At 68.1% G+C, this 20753-nt stretch carries 7 protein-coding genes; 3 read left to right on the forward strand and 4 right to left on the reverse strand.

Annotated elements, in window-relative coordinates; genetic code table 11:
• Window positions 1-84 precede the first annotated feature (84 nt).
• From JYJ93_RS15880 to JYJ93_RS15890, 3 genes are read left to right on the forward strand one after another with little or no spacing between them, the layout of a single operon-like run.
• Window positions 85-879, forward strand: a complete 795-nt coding sequence (locus tag JYJ93_RS15880; RefSeq protein WP_206792211.1) for a peptidylprolyl isomerase — start codon at window positions 85-87, stop codon at window positions 877-879.
• Window positions 876-16058 (forward strand): RHS repeat-associated core domain-containing protein, encoded by a 15183-nt coding sequence (locus JYJ93_RS15885; RefSeq protein ID WP_206792213.1) that lies wholly within the window; start codon window positions 876-878, stop codon window positions 16056-16058. Before JYJ93_RS15880 ends, JYJ93_RS15885 begins: the two co-directional genes overlap by 4 nt.
• Window positions 16059-16108: 50 nt before the next feature.
• A complete protein-coding gene (locus JYJ93_RS15890; RefSeq protein WP_206792215.1) occupies window positions 16109-16489 on the forward strand; it encodes a hypothetical protein in 381 nt (126 codons plus the stop codon).
• A 290-nt stretch (window positions 16490-16779) separates the two neighbouring features.
• Here the strand turns inward: JYJ93_RS15890 and JYJ93_RS15895 are convergent, their stop codons facing one another.
• From JYJ93_RS15895 to JYJ93_RS15910, 4 genes are read right to left on the reverse strand one after another with little or no spacing between them, the layout of a single operon-like run.
• Complete coding sequence (locus JYJ93_RS15895) at window positions 16780-17589, reverse strand: hypothetical protein (protein ID WP_206792218.1); 810 nt, start codon at window positions 17587-17589, stop codon at window positions 16780-16782.
• Window positions 17586-18296 carry a DUF4956 domain-containing protein gene (locus tag JYJ93_RS15900; protein ID WP_206792219.1) on the reverse strand — a complete coding sequence of 237 codons (711 nt, stop codon included), beginning with the start codon at window positions 18294-18296 and terminating at the stop codon, window positions 17586-17588. Before JYJ93_RS15900 ends, JYJ93_RS15895 begins: the two co-directional genes overlap by 4 nt.
• A gap of 5 nt (window positions 18297-18301) precedes the next feature.
• On the reverse strand, window positions 18302-20014 hold the full coding sequence (gene tmk, locus JYJ93_RS15905) for a dTMP kinase (protein WP_206792221.1): 1713 nt from the start codon (window positions 20012-20014) through the stop codon (window positions 18302-18304).
• A 6-nt stretch (window positions 20015-20020) separates the two neighbouring features.
• Window positions 20021-20746, reverse strand: coding sequence for a VTC domain-containing protein (locus tag JYJ93_RS15910; RefSeq protein ID WP_206792223.1), 726 nt, complete (start codon window positions 20744-20746; stop codon window positions 20021-20023).
• Window positions 20747-20753: the final 7 nt, after the last annotated feature.

Genomic DNA, 20753 nt, shown 5'->3' on the forward strand with positions numbered 1-20753 from the left:
CTTCCGTCTGCCCGAATCACAACTGTTCTCTTCCTGACAGCCCTGCTTTCCACGGGCTGCCGGGACGAGGACGTGGTGGCCCGGGTGGGCCGTACCGACCTGCGGCGCGCGGACGTGGAGCTCTTCGCGTCCCAGCGTGCGCCGGAGGCTGGCGGCATCCAGGCCCAGCTCGACGGGCTCATCGACCGGCAGCGGCTCGCGGAGGAGGCGGACTCGCGCGGTCTGGATGACCGCCCGGATGTCCGCGCGCGGCTCGCGGCGGCCCGGCGCGAGGTGCTCGCCCAGGCGCTGGTGGAGGAGCAGCTCCAGGGGGCCACGGAGGACAAGGCGCTGCGCGAGCGCTACGCGGCCCAGAAGGACGCGCTGTCCCGCCGGGAGATCCACGTCCGGCACATCCTGGTCCGCCTGCCCCAGGGCGCGGACCAGGCCGAGCAGCGCAGGGCCCGCGACCGCGTCAACCTCCTCTATGCCCGCATCCTGGGCGGTGAGGCGTTCGACAATGTGGCGCGCGAGTCCAGCCAGGACGAGGTCTCCGCGCCGCGCGGCGGGGACCTGGGGCCGGTGCTCGAAGGGCAGGTGCACCCCGCCTTCTTCGAGGCCGCCGCGGCGCTGAAGCCGGAGGAGGTGGGCAAGCCCTTCGAGACGCCCTACGGCCTCCACATCGTCCAGGCGATTTCGCCGGTGGAGACGCGGGTGCCCTCGTTCGAGGAGGCCCGGGGCCGGCTGGCGGCGGAGGCTCGCCGTGAGGCGGAAGCGCGGTGGATGAAGGACCTGCGGGAGCGCGTGTCGGTGGAGCGCTTTGCCCAGGCGATGCGTCCGTTGGAAACGGCCGCACCGGATGCGGGGACGGAAGCAACGCAGGGGGAGACGTCGCGATGAGTGGGCGAGTGCGGATCCAGGGGCCGTGGGGAGCCCTGTTGCTGGCGTTGGTGATGGCGTGCGGCAAGACGCCGGAGCGTCCCTCCGAGGCGCCCGCGCCCAAGCCCTCCGGGGCCGTGGCCTCCAAGCGCATGCGGCTGACGCCCGCGCAGCTGGCCCCGGCGTGCGTCGGCACCATCGAGGAGTCGGTGGGGCCCGCCTGGCGTGGTGGCACCCTGGCCGTGCAGGGCAGTCAGCAGGGAACGTCTTCGTTCACCGGCGCGCTCAATGAGCCCGCGCTGGTCGTGGTGCAGAACGGCGACGCGCGCGGGGCGAGGGAGGTGGCGACGTCGGAGGTGACGCTCAATGGCACCGTGCTGGGAGGCGTCTCCGCTGGCACCCCGTTGGCCGTGTTCCGCGTGACGCTGCAGGAAGCCAATCAGCTCTCGGTGTCCACGACGGGCGGCGGCTCGGTGCGCGTGTCGGTGGCCGCGCTCGGCGCCCTTCCGTGCTCGCTGGCGGATACGGGCTACGTCCAGGCGGGCCCCGACCCCGTATCGCGGTCCCTGGAGGTCAAGCCTGGAGGGGAAGGCACGGTGGGCGTGCTGGTGGTGGACATGTTGGGCCCGGACGCGGACGGCACCGTGCGCCTCAACGGCGTGGACATGCTGGCGGGCCTCACGGGCACGCAGAAGCGCACCTTCGCGTCGAAGGTGACGCTGGCCGCCACGAACCAGTTGGAGCTGACGGTCCTGGGCGGACCGGAGTCCTCGGTGCGCGCGGCGGTGTTCGACGCGGACACGCTGCCCTCCACGCTGACCATGCTGGAGCCGGAGCCGGGGGCGTTCTTCACCAGCTCCCCGGTCCGCGTGTCCGGGCAGTTCGGGCCGGACACCAAGAGCATCGTCATCAACGGGATGACCGCCGCGCTCTCCGGTCAGACGGGGTACTTCCTGGACCTGCCCCTGGTGGAGGGCTCCAACGCCGTCACCACGGTGATCGCGGACCAGTGCGCGAACGTGACCCGGGTGTGCCACCCGGTCGGGCTCGACAGTCAGGCGCCGGTCATCACCGTCAGTGGGGTAACGGAAGGGGAGGTCACCCGGGGGCCCGTGACGCTCAGCTACTCGGCGACGGGTCTGGCGCCACTGACCCAGGAGGCCACGCTCAACGGAGTGCCCATCGCGAACGGAACGGTGGTTTCCGCGGAGGGCTCTCACGATTGGCTCGTGACGGTGACGGACCCGGAGGGCCGGGTGGCGAAGAAGCGGGTGCGCTTCCGCATCCAGCTCACCGCGCCCACCATCGAGATCGTCGGGGTGACCAACGGCGGGTACTACCCGGGGCCCGTGGTGCCCACCGTGACGGTGCGTACCGACTATTTCGAGTCCACCTACTTCCGGCTCGACGACACCGACTGGGCAAGTGGTCAGCCCATTGTTGACGAGGGCCCGCACCACCTCTACCTGGTCGCGAAGGACCGCGCGGCCAACTACGGGTTCCTCGAGCTCGACTTCACCATCGACCAGACCTTCCCGGTGGTGTCCTTCGCGGGGGTCGAGGAGGGCTCATTCCACCAGGGGCCCGTCGAGGTGACCTACAGCGCCACGGATGCCCACCTCGCCGTGGGCAGCGTGGGCGCGCGGCTCGACGGGATGGAGTTCGTCAGCGGGAATACCGTCGCCGGCGGAGGGCCCCACACGGTGACGGTGGAGGCCACGGACCTGGCGGGCAACCGCACGGTGGCGGAGCGCCATTTCACCCTGGACGTCCTCTCGCCCGTCATCACGTTGAGCGGACTGCCCCAGACGAGCCCGGTCTCCACGACGGTGACGCCTGTCTTCACGGCGGAAGACCTGTACCTGAAGTCGGTCACCGCCACGTTGAACGGGGTTCCCTTCGAGTCCGGCACGGAGGTCGCCGAGGACGGCTCGTACCTGCTGGAGGTGAGGGCCGAGGACCTCTCCGGAAGAGTTTCGTCGGTGGTCGGCTCCTTCAGCATCGACCGCACGGCGCCCGTCATCGCGGTCACCGGCGTCACGCCCGACGCGCACTACAAGGCGCCGGTGCAGGTGGGCTTCACCGCGACGGATGTCTATCCGCAATCGCTCACCGCGAAGTTGAACGGGGCGGACTTCGACAGCGGGACGCAGGTCTCTGAGGCAGGCGACTACACGCTGGTCGTGACGGCGGTGGATCAGCTGAACCACACCTCCACGAAGACCGTGCACTTCGTTCTCGACTTCACGCCGCCGGTCCTCCTGCTCACGGGGCTTCCCGCGCAGCCGCTGACGAATCAGCAGGTGACGCCGGGTTGGACGCTCACGGAGGACCATCCGGACCGGGTCGAGGCGAAGCTGGACGGGTTGGATTTCGATGGGGGCACGACGCTCTCCGATTCGAAGGACTACACGCTGGTGGTGAGCGCATGGGACCGGGCGGGCAACACCGACAGCAAGACGGCCCAGTTCACCATCGACCGCGTCGCGCCGGTCATCACCGTGACGGGCGTGGCGGACGGACAGCACCGCAACACGCCCGCGACCCTCTCCTGGACGGTGGAGGACGCGCACCCGGGGACGGTGACGGCGACGCTGGACGGCGCGGACTTCACGAGCGGGACGACGGTGGACGCGGGCGGGTCACACACGCTGGTCATCACCGCGGTGGACCAGGCGGGCAACAGCGCGGAGGCCCGCCGCACGTTCGTCATCGACACGGCGCCCCCGGTGCCCACCATCCAGTCGCCGCAGAACGGGCTGGTGACGCGAGAGGCCCAGGTGGAGGTCGCCGTCTCCGTGACGGAGCCGGGCCAGGTGGCCCGCATCGAAGTGGGCGGCGTGGAGCTGGTGAAGGGGACGGACAACGTCTGGCGTCATGCCGTGCCGCTGAACGAAGGGACGAACGCCCTGACGGTGAAGGTACTGGACGCCGCGGGCAATGCATCCACCGCGAGCGTGACGGTGGTCCGGGACTCGACGCCGCCGGAGCTGGTGGTGACGAGCCCGTCCCCGAACGCACGCATCGGCGCCCTCTCCGTGAAGGTGCGCGGCACGGCGAAGGACGCGACGCCGGTGGTGCTCACGGTGAATGGCACCGCGGTGCCGGTGACGGCGGACGGCTCCTTCGAGGTCACCCAGGCGCTGTCGCAAGGCTCGAACACGCTGCTGCTGCGGCTGACGGATGCGGCGGACAACCTGTCGGAACAGACGCTCCAACTGCGCGCCAACGCCACGGCGCCCACGCTGTCGTTGACGGCGCCCGTGGATGGTCTGGTGACGGAGCAGGCCTCCGTGACGGTGAAGGGCACCGCGTCGGCCGCGGACAGCACGGACACGGTGACGGTGGTGGTGGCGGGCGCGCTGGCCGCGACGCTGCCGGACCACTCCTTCCAGCGCACGGTGCAGCTGTCGCCTGGGACGCAGACGCTGACGGTCGTGGCGATGGACAGCTATGGCCTGCGCACCGAGTCCACGGTCAACGTCACGCGGAATGTCACGCTGCCGGACGGTGGGCTCGCGGACGCGGGCACCGGCACCGGGAGCGACGCGGGCACGACGGTGGATGCGGGCAGTCCGCTGGATGGCGGGTCGAGCTCGGACGCGGGCACGGCGGTGGACGCGGGCAGTGGGGCGGCGGCGCCGGTGCTGGCGCTGGAGTCCCCCACGCAGGGGGCGGTGCTGGGCGGCGTGAGCGTGGCGGTGGTGGGGCAGGTGCAGGGCGGCACGCTGCCGTTGCAGGTGAAGGTCAACGGTGTCAACGCGGCGGTCTCGGTGCGCAGCTTCACCCTCGCGTTGGCGCTCCCGGAAGGGGACCACACGCTGGCGGTGCAGGTGACGGACGCGGAGGGGCGCTCGGCGAGCACCACGCGCACGGTGGCGGTGGACCGCACCAGGCCCACGTTGACCATCACGGATCCGGCGACGAGCCCGGCCACGGTGCACGAGTCCCCCTACGTGGTGAAGGGGACCGTGGGCGACACGCACCTGGCGGGCGTCACGGTGCAGGGGAATCCGGCGACGGTGCTGGGCGGGGCGTTCAGCGTGCCGGTGGCGCTGGCGCAGGGCCAGACGGTGGTGGAGGTGGTGGCGGTCGACCAGGCCGGCAACACGGAGCGGAAGAACCTCACATTCAACGTCGACCACGCGCCCCCGCTGGTGACGGTGCTGTCGCCCGTCAGTGGCAGTGAGTCACCCACGGCCGTGGTGCACGTCCGCGCGAAGGTGGAGGCCTTCGCCGCGCTGTCGGAGGTGCGCATCGGCACGGGGCTCGCGGCGGAGGAGTCCCCCGGCGTGTACGGGGCGGACCTTCCGCTGTCGTTGGGGGAGAACACCGTCAAGGTGCAGGCCACGGACGTGAACGGGCTCATCGGGCGCGCGAGCGTGGTGGTGCGCTACCGGAACCCGGCCACGGAGCCGCTGCTGGTGACGGGCGTGCAGCCGTCCGCGGGCGCGAGCGACGTGAAGACGGACGCGCTCATCAGCGTGTCCTTCAACAAGGCGGCGACGCTGGCGTCGGTGCGCCAGGGCTTCAAGGTGAAGGCCCAGGGCAAGAACCTCGAGGGCGGCTACTCCCTGGCGCCGGGAGGCCAGACGGCGACGTTCATCGCCAACGCGCCGCTGCCCGAGGGTGAGCTGTTGCAGGTGGAGGTGAAGGGCATCCAGGCGGAGGTGGGGCCCGCGCAGGGGTCGGCGTTCTACAGCCAGCTCACGGTGCGGCGGCCGCTCACGCGGGTGCGCGGCTCCGTGATGGATGACGCCTTCGAGCCGCTGTCGGGCGTACGCGTCATCCTGGAGGGCACCTCCGAAACGGCGCGCACGTCGGCGGACGGCAACTGGTCGTTCATCACGTCGGCGTCGGGGCCGAGGGTGGTCCGCTACGAGGGCGGGATGACGGCGGAGGGCCGTCCGCTGCCCACCGTGCGCCGGATGCTGAGCATCACGCCGGAGGTGGAGACGGTGGACGCGCCGCTGGCGTTGACCGCCGTGGACACCGCGAGCGCGACGCGGGTGGACACCACGCAGCTGCTGCACGTGGACTTCGCCCAGAAGCACGGAGCGCTGGCCATTGACGGAGACCCGGGCTCGCTGCTGTTCGAGGACGGCAGGACGGAAGGCCAGTTGACGGCAACGCGGCTGCAGCCCGTGTCGTTGCCCGTGCGGTTGGAGAACAACGCGACGCCCACGGCGGTGTGGCAGGTGGGCCCCGCGGGAGTCCGGGTCCAGAAGCCGATCCTGTTGCAGTTCCCCAACGTGACGGGGCTGCCGGCGGGTCGCTACGTGCTGGTGCTCGCGCACGAGCCGCGCACGCATGTGCTCGCGAGGGCGGGCCTGGCCGTGGTGTCGCAGGACGGCGCGTCCATCCGGACGGAGGAGCCGCTGTCACTGCGTTCCGTGGAGCTCATGGGCTACATGGCCCTGACGGACGACCAGGACAAGATCGTTCGTGACGCGCTGGCGCGGTCGGGGCAGGGGAGCGCGATCCCGGATGCGGGCATGGAGGGAGCACTGCCTCCGGGAATGTTCCAGACGCCAGAAGCGCCGTGGTGGAAGCGGGCGCTCAACCTGGTTGTCGGTGAGGCCCACGCGCAGTTCCTCGCGGGCTACGTGGCGGCCATTCCCTTCCTGGATCAGCTCATCCAGACCCAGGTGCCTGCCAGCGTCAGCGGCAAGGTGCGCGCGCCGCAGGACCAGCAGCTCACCGTCCAGCTATCGAAGGACCTGGAGACGTTCATCTCCCTCCCCCAGGAGGTGACGTTCCCCTATGCGCTGCCGGTGTCGCTGCGTGCGTCGCGGATTTCCGACGGTTCCGGCGCGGAGCGCATCGAGGCATTCCTCTCGGCGAAGGCCGAGGGTGGGGCGGAAATCCCGCCTCCGGCGGGTGAGACCTGGTCGGTCAGCGCGCAGCGCGACGACGATCAGGAACTCACGGTCGCGGGCAACGTCGAACTGGTCCGCGGGGGCACCACCGTCATCACCCTGAACGCGCGGATGGGCACCGAGCTTCGCACGGTGACGCTCACCGTGCAGGCCGTGCCCGTGGCGGACGCGGGCACGCAGACATTCCGGCTGCTCTTCACCCGGGACGACCAGTCCAGCTCCAGCGGGAAGGAACTCCCGTCGGTCGTGCGCTTCCAGAACGTTCGCGTCACGGTGACCGGTCCGGGGCCGACGATGAGCGGATTCACGGGGGACACGGGCCAGTACGGCATCCCCATCCTGGTGGCTGGCGGCGAGGGCATGGGCATCGCCTGCGCGGACCTCCCACTGGGGCCCCGGCCGATTCTGGGCCATGACCCGGAGACAGGCGCCGCCGTCGTCCAGTCCATGGTGTCGGCGAGCTATTCCGCGTGCTCGCCCACCTTCACGGCATCCTCGGGCCGGCAGACGCGCGCGGACATCCTCGTCGATGCCCGTCTGCTCCATGGCGCTCTCTACTTCGTGGACCGCGAGGGCCGAACGCTGCGGCATGACTGCGGCGCGAATGCGACCAGCGAATATGACGCGGAGAAGGAGGGCTTTGCCTCCATCGCGGACGTGGACATTCCCCGGACGGAGGTCCACTTCTTCCGCGCGGATGACCTGGAGCGGCCCATTGCCCAGTTCACCGTCGGCGCGCCTACCAGCCAATGCGACGCCCCGCAGCCCGGCCAGCGCATCGCGCAGGGCCGGTACGCCCGGGTGCGGATGGGGCCCACGACGCCCTTCAAGCGCGTGATTCGCGAGCGCTGCCGCGAGCTCAATCCCGCCATCGAGAGGGATCCAGGCGCGCCCGCGCCCTCCACACTGAACGACGAGGACCGGGCCTTCTACGAAACGGAGTGCCGGGACAACCGGACCCACTTCCTGCGGCTGACGGCAGGCGAGTCCCTGGTGGTCGTTGCTGTGAACCACGCGACCGGCCACACGGGCATGACCCGCCTCCAGGTGCCGCCCATCAGCAAGACGCAACTGGATGAACAGGGCCATTGCGCCCTGGACGACCAGCTCGGGCCCCTGACGGTCGAGGAGTTTGGCGAGACCGCGAAGCTGTCTCGCTGCTCGGTGGCGTCGCTGGGCATCGAAGCGCCGGTGTACCTCTACCCGCCGGAGATCGACGTGCGGGTGTGGCGCAGCGCGGAGCCTGAGGGCATCAAGCAGGACGCGCCGCCCACGCTGGTGCGCACCGGTGGCGCGGCCACAACGCGGGACACCTACGTCCACCTGGACACGCACTGGCGCGTGCGGACGCTCGCCCCCGCCGAGTGGCGCCTGCCGGATGGCGGCGTGCGCGAGTCGCCCGTGGACGCGGGCCAGCCCGCGGACCGCGTCGATGGTGGCATCTCCGAGTGCCGGATGCCGAACCCCGACGGTGGCACGGACCCGTGCCCCCCGGACTTCCTGCGCGATGAAGGTGTCTCCGGGCGCCTCCTGGAGACCTGCTCCGAATATGGACCGGGTGCGGCGAGCCAGAAGACGAAGGCCTCGGCCTGCTTCCGCGAAGCGGACCTGGAGGACGTCCCGGCGGGCGTGCCTCCGTTGGCGGGGCGCGTGGTGCGGGTGACGGGCTCCGCGGTGGAGGTGCCCGCGGTGGCCCAGTTCGGCGTGGTGCCAGGACGGGGCTCCGCCGCGCTCCAGGCTGCGATGCGCATCGTCACGCCCACGGGCCAGCGCGTGGTCCTGGGCAGCCTGCCCAAGGCCAACTACTACCTGCACGTCGTGGGACACGAGGTGTTCCCACGCGACCAGGATGGTGACGGCATCCTGCGTCCGGCGGAGCGCAATGCGCCGCCCCCTGACTTCAGCGAGGCCACGGGAGCGCATCCCGCGGGGCTCCCCAAGCGGGCCCTGGGGTTGAAGAACGTCTATACCAGCCTGGATCCGGATGGCTTCAAGGTGCTGCGCTACGACCCGGCTCTTGAGCACGAGTTCCGGGTACTGGAGCTCACCGAACCGAAGGTCGTCGCCCAGGGGTCGCTCGACTCGCGCGACCTGGACGGTGAGAACCCGAGGACCGACGACGATGACCTGGCCTACCAGTTCTTCGCGGGCTTGATGCAGCCGGGGGCCGGACGTGCCACGACGCCCACGGGCGACTACGTGGTCCGCTTCGGAAGCGATGACTACGGCGTGGAGTGCGAGATCGACGTCACGACCGACTCCATCACCGGAAACTGTGACAACGAGTTCATCGAAGACGTCCTGTCCGCCAATGACTTGCTGTACGTGGAGCTGTACCTCAGCGGCAACGCGGACAACGTCCTCTATCGCTTCAACCTGATGGGCATGTCCCCTCGCGTGGACATGCTGAAGGCGGGCAGTGCCTACACGGCGAAGCACTCCGTGGAGAAGGGCACGGGAGGCCAGTCCGTCACGGACCGCGCCATCTCCATGCCTGCCTCCGCGCACTTCGCGCTGGATCCCGCCGTCATCCACAGTGGAACGGTGAAGGTCTGTACTTCCGAGGACTGCGGCCCGGGCGACCTGATCAATCAGGCCGATGTGCGGTTGGTGGGTGACGGAACCTACGACGTGGATGAAGTGAAGGGCGGCCTGGCGGAGGATCCGCTGGAGCAGATGGACCGGTTCGGGCTCAACGGAGCCCGGCTGTTCCAGCAGCCCATCCCCGCGCACCTGGTTCGCATGCCCGGCACCAGCGTGGACGAGAAGCCCTTCTATCTGGTGCAGGAGATCGATCAGCCAGAGGAGAGAAGGCTGGTCCGGAGACTGGGCCAGCCGCGCGGCACCTTCGAAGGCTTGCACGCGCGCGCTCCGGGGCAGCTCACCGTCCAGGGCATCAACGTGGCGGACGGGCACCTGTCCTTCGAGCACGAAGACTTCGCCGTGCCGCAACTCGCGGAGGTGATCCGCTTCGCGCGCACGTACAACAACCAGAGCAGCCTGGTCGGTCCCACGGGGGTCGGCTGGACGAACAACTACGAAGGCTACGTGCAGGAGGAGCGGCTGGGCCGCTACACCGTGGTGATCGCGGGACAGGCATTTGACTTCCCCTCATGTGCCACGACGGACCCGGACGCGGGAACGGCATCCGGCTGCGTCAGGGACGGCTCGCACGGGATGGAGCTCTCGGTCGGGCCGCAGGATTCCGAGCCGTTCATTGCCCGCGTGCAAACGGCGGAGGGCTTCGTCTACGAGTTCGAGACGCAGGCGAAGGGGTTCCCCAAGAAAGAGCGTCGCCGCTGGCTGCTGAATCGGTTCCACGACGGGCACGGTCGCGGAACAGAGGGGTGGACCCGGTTCACCTACAAGCCGGAAAGCAACCTGGTGTCGACGGTGGAGCGCACGCCGGGCCGGCTCCAGGTCGCGATGACCTACGACGACATCGACACCGCGGATGAGACGGTGGCGTACCGGCTGCGCAACATGGCGCGCAACCAGGGCTTCGCGCTGCTCAAGACGGTGGAGGTCCGCCTGAAGGAGAGCCAGCAGGTCCTGCACCACCTGGACTTCGCGCACGACAAGCGGGGCAACCTGAAGAGTGTCACGCGGACCTCCGCTCTGCCCGCGACGCAGGTCTGGGAGTACGACTACGCGCCACTGCCCAGCGGATTGACGGGGCGCAAGCTGTGGCGTGCCTCCAACGAGGTGACGAACGCGCGGTTGAAGCTGAGTGCCGCCACGCCCGGCGCTACGCCCTTCATCCAATGGCAGGCGGCCTATGGGCGCGAGGCCCAGAAGGGCATCTACGCGCACGAGGATGAGGGGTTCGAGGTCGTCACGTCCGTGATGGGGACGGGCATGCCCGCGCCGGGGTGGCGCATCGTCGCCCCGAACGAGGGGACGCGCACCGTCAAGCGGCCGGACGGCGTGGACGTGACGCTGGATCTCAACGAGTACGGCAACACGCGCGCCACCGAAGTCCCGGGCCTTGGACCCAGCACGCTCGCCTGGGGCAGCGAGGTTCGCGGCGGTCCGGTGCAGGTGAACGCGTCCGTGTCGTCCATGGGGCGCGCGGTGAGCAACACCGTCAACGACAAGCGCCAACTGGACGGGGTGACGCTCACGGCGGCACCCGGGAACAGCCAGCCGGTGCCGGGCGCGAGCGGTGGCCCGCTCTGGTCGGTGACAGGTCGGCAGACCGGCCGGGTCACGGGGATGTCGGTGGCCTCGGGGCACGGCCAGGTGAGCGTGAGCCGTCCGCTGTCGGCGTCGGGTGATCCGGCAGGCGTGACGGTCACGGATACGAATGGCGAGCTTGTCTTCACCGCGCAGCAGTTCCCGGACCCGGATGGCGTGGTGCAGGGCGGTCAGGATCCGTCGGGCAATACCCTGACGTTCTGGGGGCACGAGACGCAGCCGCTGGGGTTGCCCCGGTTCGCGGAAGTGACCCGCGCTGTTCAGACCCCCGGCGGCCGCGCGACCTATCAGGTCGAGTACGGATACGACGCGCTCGGCAATCGCGTCCTGGAGAGGAATCTCACCACGGGGGCTCGGGTCGAGCTCGCCTATGACGCTGTCGGCCGCCTGCAGACGCGCACCGTGGCGGGCAGTCCTGGCCAGGCGTGGTCGTACGGTTATGTGCTGGGCGATGACACGCTCGAGGTCACCGAGACACTGAATCTCGCCCGGTGGGGACGGAGCCAGTCGAACACGACGGTGTATCAGCAGGGGCTCAAGCGCGCGGAGTCCTTCACGTATGGGGTGCCCGGCCAGACGGCGACCATCCTGTACGACGGCTATCAGGGCTCGAGGCTGGAGGCATACCTGGATGCGCGACTGCACCGGCACACGTTGTCGTACGACACCGCTGGCCGGCTGACAGGTGAGAAGGTGGATGGCCAGACGCTCTACGCGAACGCCGTGGATGCGGACGGTCACGTCGTCGCGGTGACGAACAGCAACGGCCTCACGACAAGCATTGGCTACGACGCGCTCGGGCGGGCTGTGAGTTGGTCTTACCAGTCCAAGGACTCGGGCGAGTCGTGTTCAACGGACTGCCAGTTCGCGGATGTGGAGACGGTGGTCCTGGATGCGGCGGGCGCGGTGGTCCAGCGCACCTTCGGCTCGTTGGCCAAGAAGCATGTGTTGGACACCACGACGCTGGGGCGCGTGTCGTCGGTCCAGAGCAATGCGCAGAGCCACGGCGGCATCCATTCACAGACGACGTATGACCTGGCGGGCAGGGTGCTCACCCGCACGGACCATGTGACGGGGCTGGCGGAGGCCTATACGTACGACGACGCCCTGGGCCGGGTGACGCGCTACGTGAGGACGGTGCAGTCTCCGGATGGTGAGCGGACGCTGACCGAGACCCGCGCGTATACGGACAACTCCTCGGGGACGGGGTCGGTCCTGGTGACGCGGGTCCTGTCCGGCGAGCCGTCCACGGTGTCCACGGATCGAACCGAGGTGCGCACCTATTCGGTGGATGCCCTGGGGCGCGTCCTGAGCATCACCGAGACGGTCGATGGACAGCCGGCGATCCATACCCGTGAATACGACGCGCTCGGCAGGGAGTATGCCTCCACGGATCCAGAGGGACGGCGGACGGAGCGTGAGTACGACACCGCGGGCAACCTGGTGTCGGTGACCCAGATTGCCCCGTCACGCACCGTCAAGACGACGTTTACCCATGATGCCGAAGGGAATGTCCTGACGAAGCTCGGGCCTCGGGAGGATGAAGCGTGGGAGATGTTCTACGACGCCCTGGGGCGGATGGAGACCCGCACCCTCGCGGGGGCTTCCCCGGCGGTTTGGACGTATGCCTATCCAGGGAATGGCGTCGAGAAGGAGACCGAGCCTGAAGGCACGGTCATCGAGCGGACGCTCAACGCACGGGGTTTGGTGGAGTTCGAGGTCTGGAAGGACGGCCAGGACGGTGAGCGTTCCGTGCGGACCCGTTACGACGGTTCCTGGGTGAAGCGGCAGGAGTCAACGGAAGGCACGTCGGTGCGGGTGCTCCGGCGGGACCTGGCGAATGCGATTGATGACAGGGGCCGCACGCGAAGCGAGGAGGAGACCTGGTCGTCCCCTGGGTACAGCTATTCGTACACGACGAGCACGGTCTGGGCGGACGCGGAGCGTCGCAGCACGTCCACCGAGTCGTGGCGGATGAACGACAAGGACCAGGGCGGCCGGACAGTGACGGCCCGGGTCGACAGCCTGGGGAATGTCGTCCGGCGCCTCCAGGGGGGAGCGGAGGACCAGTGGAGCTATTACGCGGACGGCAACCCGATGTGGTCGCGCGCGTATGGCTTTGGAGCGAACGAGCAGACCCGATGGGCGTACGACACCAGTGGCCGGGTGAAGACGCTGCACTTCGGTCCGGCGGAGCAGACGGTCTACTCGTACTTCCCGGATGGCCAGTTGCACAAGGAAGAGACGCCGGACACCCGGGTGAGGACGCTTTGGTACAACGACCGGGGCCTGCTGGAACTCGAAACGTTCGGGCGGGGCTCGGACGTGAGCCGCACGTATTATGGCGATCACGACAATGCTGGCCATGCCAGATTGGTCCGGCAGGCAGACGGAAACTTCGTCGATGAGGCCGTCTGGAATTACAAGTACGGGCCACGCGACGAGTTGCTGGAGGTAACGCCTCCGGGGCTGGGCGCCTTCGTCTATCACTATGATGCGCTGGCAAGGCTGGACTCAATCAAGGCACCTGCGGGCTCGGTGACGCCTGAGGTGACGTATGGTTATGACTTCCTGGGTCGTGAGAAACTGCGCACGCGAGGCACGTCCTCCTGGGTCACGACGTGGACGAACGGAAACCCCGAAGTCTCAAATGAGCTGAACGAGAGAGTGGAGCAAGTCCTGGACGCCCGGGGCCGTGTGGTCCACGAGGAGTTCAAGGGAGTCCTTGCGGAGGCTGCCTCTGGGCCGCGGCGAGTTTTCAAGGATCTGGACTCTGTCGACTACGAGTTCAATGGCCTGGACCAACTCCGAAAGGCGACGGAGCACCGCGGCTCGACTCAGACGGAACGCTCGCTGGACTACGACGAGCAGAACCGGTTGGAATTCCTTGATAAGGACAGTCCAGACGAAATCCGATATCGCTATCACAACAGTGGTGCGCTGCTGTCGATGCAGTCGCCGTCGGGAACGGTGAACTACGACGTGGGGGATCTGCAGCGGCTCAGCAAGGTGACGCTGGCTGACGGCAGACAGCTGAACGTGGGGTGGGAAGCGGGAGGCAGCCGGGTTTCGTTCGTAGGCGACAACGTCCTCAATCATTCCTACTGCTACGACAACCGCGGGCGTATCGCCTCCGTGACGCATGATGCGCGTCGTGGGAGTTGCGACTCAGCGATATCTTCACCGTACCTGCGGTACAGCTACGAGTACGACAACCGTGGTAACCGGCTCAAGGAGGTCGTGGACCGCACCCCGACGGGAATGTCCACCACGTCCACGGAGACGACGCAATACGGCTATGACCCTGCGGATCGCCTGACGGGAGTGACGTATCCAGATGGCCAGTCGGTCCTCTATGCGCTGCACAATGATGGCTCGCGCAGGGCCGAAAAGAAGGTCACGGGCTACTCAGGCCCGCTGAGCGAGTCTGCCTTTAATTCCGTGACGCAGCCTCAAGAGCATCTGGCATATGGCTATGACACGCTGGGCGGTCTGAAAGAGACTCGGAACAAACTTGCCGCCGATGCGGTGGTTGCGCAGTACCAGACGGATAGCGTCGGCCGCTTGGTACGTGAACAGCGTGGAAGCCTCACGAAGCTATTCCACTTCGATGCTGCGGGACGTTTGGTGGAAATTGAGCAGCCAGAGGGGAGCCAGCAGCGGCAGGTGACATATCAGTACGACTATGCGGGGCTGCGGCGATCGCGCACGGTCGGCACTGCGAAGACGAGCTATTTGTGGAGCGGGGAAACGTTGGTGGAAGAGCGCCTGCCGAACTCAAACCCGCTCCTCTATCAGCGGGGGGCAGGGCTCACTGTAGCGGTTGGGACTGAGCGAATTCTTCAGGATGGACTGGGCAGTGCGGTAGGTCGCTATCAAGCGTCTGACGAGGGCACGCAGCATCGCTACGATGCGTGGGGTGCTTATCGCAACGGTACGTCCCCCACCTCTGCTCAGGCCAGCCTCGGATACACGGGACACGCTTGGGATCCGGAAGCAGGACTGACGTACGCGCAGCAGCGCTGGTACGACGCTTCCACCGGCAGGTGGCTTTCCATGGACCCCGTCGGCGCTACGGCGGAGCGGCTACGCCGGCCCATGGGCCTCAGCCCGTGGCTGTATACGGACGGCAATCCGACGCGGTTTGTGGACCCGGATGGGCGGTGTGTGAACTTCTATGCGAACGACTTTGTTTCGGCTGAGAACTGCAAGGAGTCGCTGGATGTCCTGTGGAGCTACAGCAAGGGAGCCGGCAAAGTCGCCGCTAGCGCGGTCGTTTTGGTTTTCGATGCTTCGTATAACTTGACCGGCAGCCTGCTGTTCAAGACCACCGGTGCGACCCAATACCGTGCCCAGCACGAAAAGTCCATGGAGGGTATGGGCGCGGCCGTCGAGGCAGCTAAGCATCCTGACCGCATTCCCACCGCATTCGCAAAGGGCTTTGTCAGCGGCTTGGACCGGATGAACGAGGCGCTGGAACGAGGCGATCGCAGTGGAGCCGGCGAGGGGCTCGGGGACTTCGTAGCCCAAGTTGGTCTTGTCGCCTCCGCAGGCTCGAATGTGTCCCTGACGGGTGCACCGGCAACCGCATTCGCAGGCGCTGGTATCCGAGTTGGCGGCATGAGCATTGCGACGACTGGGCCCGTCATGGGGCCGCTTCTCATGTCCATGGCTGGTTCTGCTGACGACGGGCCGGCTGCTGGTGATAAAGCGAAGTCTCCTGCTGAAGCGAAGTCTCCTGCTGAAGCGAAGTCTCCTGCTGAAGCGAGGTCTCCTGCTGAAGCGAATCCTCCTGCCTCGTTGACTGAACCGTCGCCGCGGTTCAAAGTTGGGACAGAACTTCGATGGAATAAACAAAAACAATTGCATACCAAGGGGACAACTTCAGGAAAGAGCTATATGGATACATTGGATGATGCTCGGGATGTGATCGATGCGTATCACAAGGGGAAAGGTGAGGTTCTCGAAGTGAATGCCAGAGAGAATCGAGTTATTTTCCGTTACACTGAGAAAGTTGGGACGTATGTCAATGAGAAGTTTGGGATTGTTGAGCCGAGTAGTGTGTTCATGATTAAGGGGGCTGACTCTGCGAGCGTTGTTCCTGTTAATCCGAAGGTGTGGTGAGTATGGGTGGTTTGTCGGTGGATGACCGGGCGGACATTCGTATTCAGTTGATGATTGCGCTGCTGGGAGTGGTGTCGCCTGCTGTGCGCGGGCTGCGTGTTCGGGTTGGGGCGAATGGAAGTCTTCTTCTTGTGTCGTATTTCTCTGAAGTCCCGCAGAGGTGGGAGGTTGAGTTACTGAGTGATGCTGTTGCTGAGGCGGCGTTTACATTGGGGAACATTCGGCTCCAGCCGCAGGTCCGGTGTGTGGTTGTCTTGGCTGCGTTGATGGGGGTCGTGGGGCTGGATGATTTTGAAGAGAGGGAGTTTGGGAACTCGGTGTTTTCGTATTGGCAGTATCTTAGGTATGGTGAGTTTCCCTGTGACGTTGGAGAGGGGGGAGGGGAGGGGAGGTTGGTGAGTGGTGAGTATGTTTTGATTGATGTCGGATGAGTTGGTTTTTTGGTTCGCGTGGGCGGCGGTGGGCAGGTGGAGTGCAGCTGGGTTGGTAGGTTGAGATGTCTCGGGGTTTGGGTAGGGCGAAGCTTTTTGATGTCTTGAGTGGTGTTGGAGGAATTGCGTATGGGGCTTGAGATTGCCCTTTGGGTCTTCTTTGCTGTGGAATGAGTTTATGTGGCGGCAGGGGATGAGTTCGCAGTGGTGCTCCGGTAATGATTAAAACCCGAGCCAGCGCAGTCCTCGCGCCAACCCGGGCCTCAATCCCATCCAGATGAATCAGCGGCCTACGGCTTCTTCACGTCGTAGGACACCAGCTCCTCCAGGCGTTCCCCGTCCTCGCGGACCTTGCCCACGCCGGGGACCAGCCAGTACAAGCGCTGCTTCTCTTCCTTCACCTCGCCGCTCTTGTTCAGCTTGTCGCGCTGGACCTTGATGGCATTCGTGAACGTGCCCGCAGGCGTCGTCACCGTGACGTCCTTCTCCAGCACCTTCCAGACGTACTTCGGGTCCTTGCCCTCGGTTCCGCCCGCCGCGTAGGTGATCAGCTCGCGCACCTGATCCTGGTGCTCCCAGGGCACGGAGGCCGGCGTCGCCGCCAGGGACTTCATCATCGCCGGGGACCAGGTCGTCGCCTTCGTGGGCAGGCCGTCCGTGACGTCCTCCTCGCGCAGGCGCACCACCAGGCCGTTGGTCAGCTCCAGCTGCCAGGAGTTCTCTTCGTAGACCGTGCCGGACTTCGTGCGGTCCTGACGGCTGTGCACCTTCACCGCCGTCATCGTCGTGCCCGGCACCGTCTCCGGCCCCTGCACCGTCACCACCTTGTCGAACACGCCCTCGACGTCATCCGTGATGCGGTACGTCCAGGTGGAGCCCGTGGTCAGCGGCCAGAGCGTCGTCACTTCCGCCTGCTGATCCGGCTTCGTGCCGCCGCCCTTGTCCGGGTCCACCGCGTTGCCCGGCAGGTCCACCGTGCCGTCCGGGTTCGTCGTGGGCGCGCCCGGATCATTCCCCGTCGGCAGGCTGCCCCCGCCTCCACCACAGGCGGCGATGGCTCCGCACGCCGCGAACAGCACCGCCAGCTTCCTGAACTTCATACCGTCTCCTCCCGCGCGCCCTTCGCGCTCACCGCCGTCCACCGCAGGCCCCGCAAGGGCGCCCCTTCCGTCCGTCCCAACGCCGCCGCCAGGCTTCCGGGCTCCGGCTCCTCCACTTCCAGCTCCACGCGCCGCGCGGAGAAATCCATCGCGCAGCTCTTCACCATCACGTTGCGCTCGCCCAGCGCCGCCCTCAGCGTGGCCTCCGCTCGCACCAGGTCGTCCGCCTGCGCGGACACCACCAGCCGCTGCTTTGCCTCCTTCGTCGCCACGGCCTTCTTCTCGAACAAATCCAACACGAAGAGCAGCACCGCCACGAACCCCGTGCCCACGCACGCCAGCACCAGGTTCCCGTGGCCGCACGCCATGCCCAGGCCAATCACCAGGAATAGGATGGCCGCGTCCCGCGGGTCCTTCAGCCCCGAGCGGAACCGCACGAACCCGCCCAGGCCCACCAGCCCGAAGGCCTTCGCCACGCTGTTGCCAATCACCGCCGTAATCACCGCCGCCGCCGCGCAGAGGAGAATCTGCGCCTGCACCATCTCCACCTTCGGTAGCGGCTTGCCCGTCAACATCCGCCACGGCCGCGACGACAACAGCGCGCCAATCACCGCCGCCGCCACCAGCCGGGGGAGGATGGCCCCCATCGACAGCGCCTGCAGCTCCTGCTCCACGTCCTGGAACAGCGCTCCGAACGGACCCTCCATGGGCGTCATGCCTCCTGCCGCCCGGCGTCCACGCTCAGCGTCTCCGCCAGCGCCCGCGCCGGCCGCTGCGCCTGCTCCAGCGCCCGGGCGTGCGCCACCACCGCGTACGCGTTGCGCAGCACCGGCAGCTTCCCGGCCTGCTCCTCCAGGATGCGCTCCAGCAGCGCCCGCGTCTCCGCCACCAGCGGCAACCCGCGCATCGACGACACCACCGTCGCGGGCCACCGGCGCGCCGCGGAGGCCCGCAGCTTCCACGCGGCCGGCGAGTCCATCCCGTCCACGGAGTCCAACGCCTCCTTGGTGGACTGCGCGCCCCTCTCACGCATCGCCCAGGCTCGCGGCGTGTCCACGCCCGTCAACGAACGCAGCACCAGCTTCAGCGCTCCCTTCTCCAACTGCTCGCGCAGGCCCACCGCCACCGGCGTCTCCAGCCCCGTGGTGCTCTTGAGCACCGCCAGCCGGTCGTGCGGAATCAGCGCCTCGCGCAGCGCCTCCGCGCGCTCGGAATTCAGCCCGCCCAGGCTGCGCGCCACCTCCGAGTACAGCTTGCGCTGCATGCCCGCCTCGCGGACCACCCAGGACTCCTCGCCGTCCACGCCGGCCAGGCCCAGGAGCACCGCCGCCAGGTGACCGTCCTTCAGGCCCCGCTCGCGCAGCGCCCACGCCTCAGGCGAGTCCTGGCGCTTGAGCCCCTCCAGCACCGCCGCCGGCGCCTGCGCGTACAGCCGCTGCCGCAGCGCGTGCGAGCGCGGGGACGTCACGAACCCCAGGCCCTCCGCCACGTCCACCGGCACGCTCGCCGACAGCACGTCGCGCAGCGTCCACGCCGTGTCGTCATCCAGTCCATTCAGGCTGCGCGCCACCAGCCCCGGCAGCCGCTCCGCGTACGCCAGCCGGCGCTGGTGCGCGGGCAGACCCGGGATGCCGTTGAGCAGCCACGCCGCCAGCTGCGGCTCGCGCGCCTCCAGGCCGTCCACCGCCTGGAAGAAGCGCTCCTCCACGTCGTCCACGCACACCGCGCCCGGCGCCGGCGGGGTGGGGGCGGGGACCAGCCGCTGCACCGGCTGCTCACGGCCCTCCAGCCGCGCCACGACGGCCTCCACCAGGCGCTGCTCCAGCACGCGCAGCGGCTGATCATTGTTCTCCAGGATGATCCACCGCGTCGGGTCCTTCCGGGCCTGCGCCAGGAAGGCCTCGCGCACGCGCACCGCCAGCCCCGCGCCCACCAGGCCCTTGCGGCTGTCCGCGTCGTTCACCTTGCCGCTCTGCACCTTGCCCAGCCGCTTGCGCAGCCGCGCCAGGTCCGGGTCCACGTCCACCAGGATGACCAGGTCCGGCCACAGCCCCTGCGACGCCAGCTCGCAGGAGGGCAGGAGCTGCTCCTCCTTCAGGCCCCGCCCGCCGCCCGTCAGCGCCAGCTGAGAGTAGAGGTAGCGGTCGGTGATGCACACCTCGCCCCGCTTCAGCGCGGGCGCGATGACCTCTTCCAGCTGCTGCGCGTCGCGGGCCAGGTTCAGGAAGAACTCGGCGCGCGGGCCCATCTCCAGCAGCCGCGCGTCGCGCGTCAGGTCGCGGATGCGCCGCGCGGTGGGCGATTGCAGCTCGCCTCCCTCGCGCGCGTGCGCGACCTTGTAGCCCAGCCGCTTCAGCCGGGACGCGAGCAGGTTGGACAGCGTCGTCTTGCCGCTGCCGTCAATGCCTTCGAAATCGATGAACACGGTGCCCTAACCCCCTACGACCCCAACGCCAACGCCACCTGATGAGAAGGCATGCACCCGCGCCATGCCCTCCGCGAACTTGCTGTACGCCGTCGCGCCCCCCGGATTGAGGGCCGCCAGCCACTCGGGCAGCGCCGCCCCGAGGTGCTTCACCTCCACCACCACCCGCGAGTCCTCCCACACGGGCAGCCCCAGCCGCTCCACCGTCAGCGCCACCGGTGACAGGGCCAGCTCCGGCGACACGGCGTGGAAGCCGATGTCCCGGTCCACCGTCACGCGCCACTCCTGCGACACCTGGTACACGTGCCGCCGGTACGTCACCGCCAGCACCGGCGACAGGCTGCCCCCCGCGATGAGCGGCAACAGGCTCACGCCGCCCTTGATGGCCCGGCCCAGCTCCGCGCGAGGCACCCACACGCGCCGCTTCTGGGTGAGCCCGCGGTGCTCGCGCTTCACCTCCAGCACCACGCGCTCGCGGCCCGCCGCGCCCACGTCCGGCGAGTACTCCTTCGTCCTCACCTTGAGGCAGTCGTCCGGCGTGAGCACCGCGCGTCGGGCCAGCGGATGGCCCGGCTTGTCGAAGTACACCGACACGATGCGCGTGGGCGGCGGCAGGTAGCCCCCCAGCTCCTGCGACAGCCTCGCGCACACCGCCTTGGCGTCCGGGGCCTCCAGCACGCGCTTGAATTCACGCCGCAGCTTCGTCACTTCGCCTTCAGCGAACGAGATCATCCCAGGT

This window comes from Corallococcus sp. NCSPR001, from assembly GCF_017309135.1.
Lineage (GTDB): Bacteria > Myxococcota > Myxococcia > Myxococcales > Myxococcaceae > Corallococcus.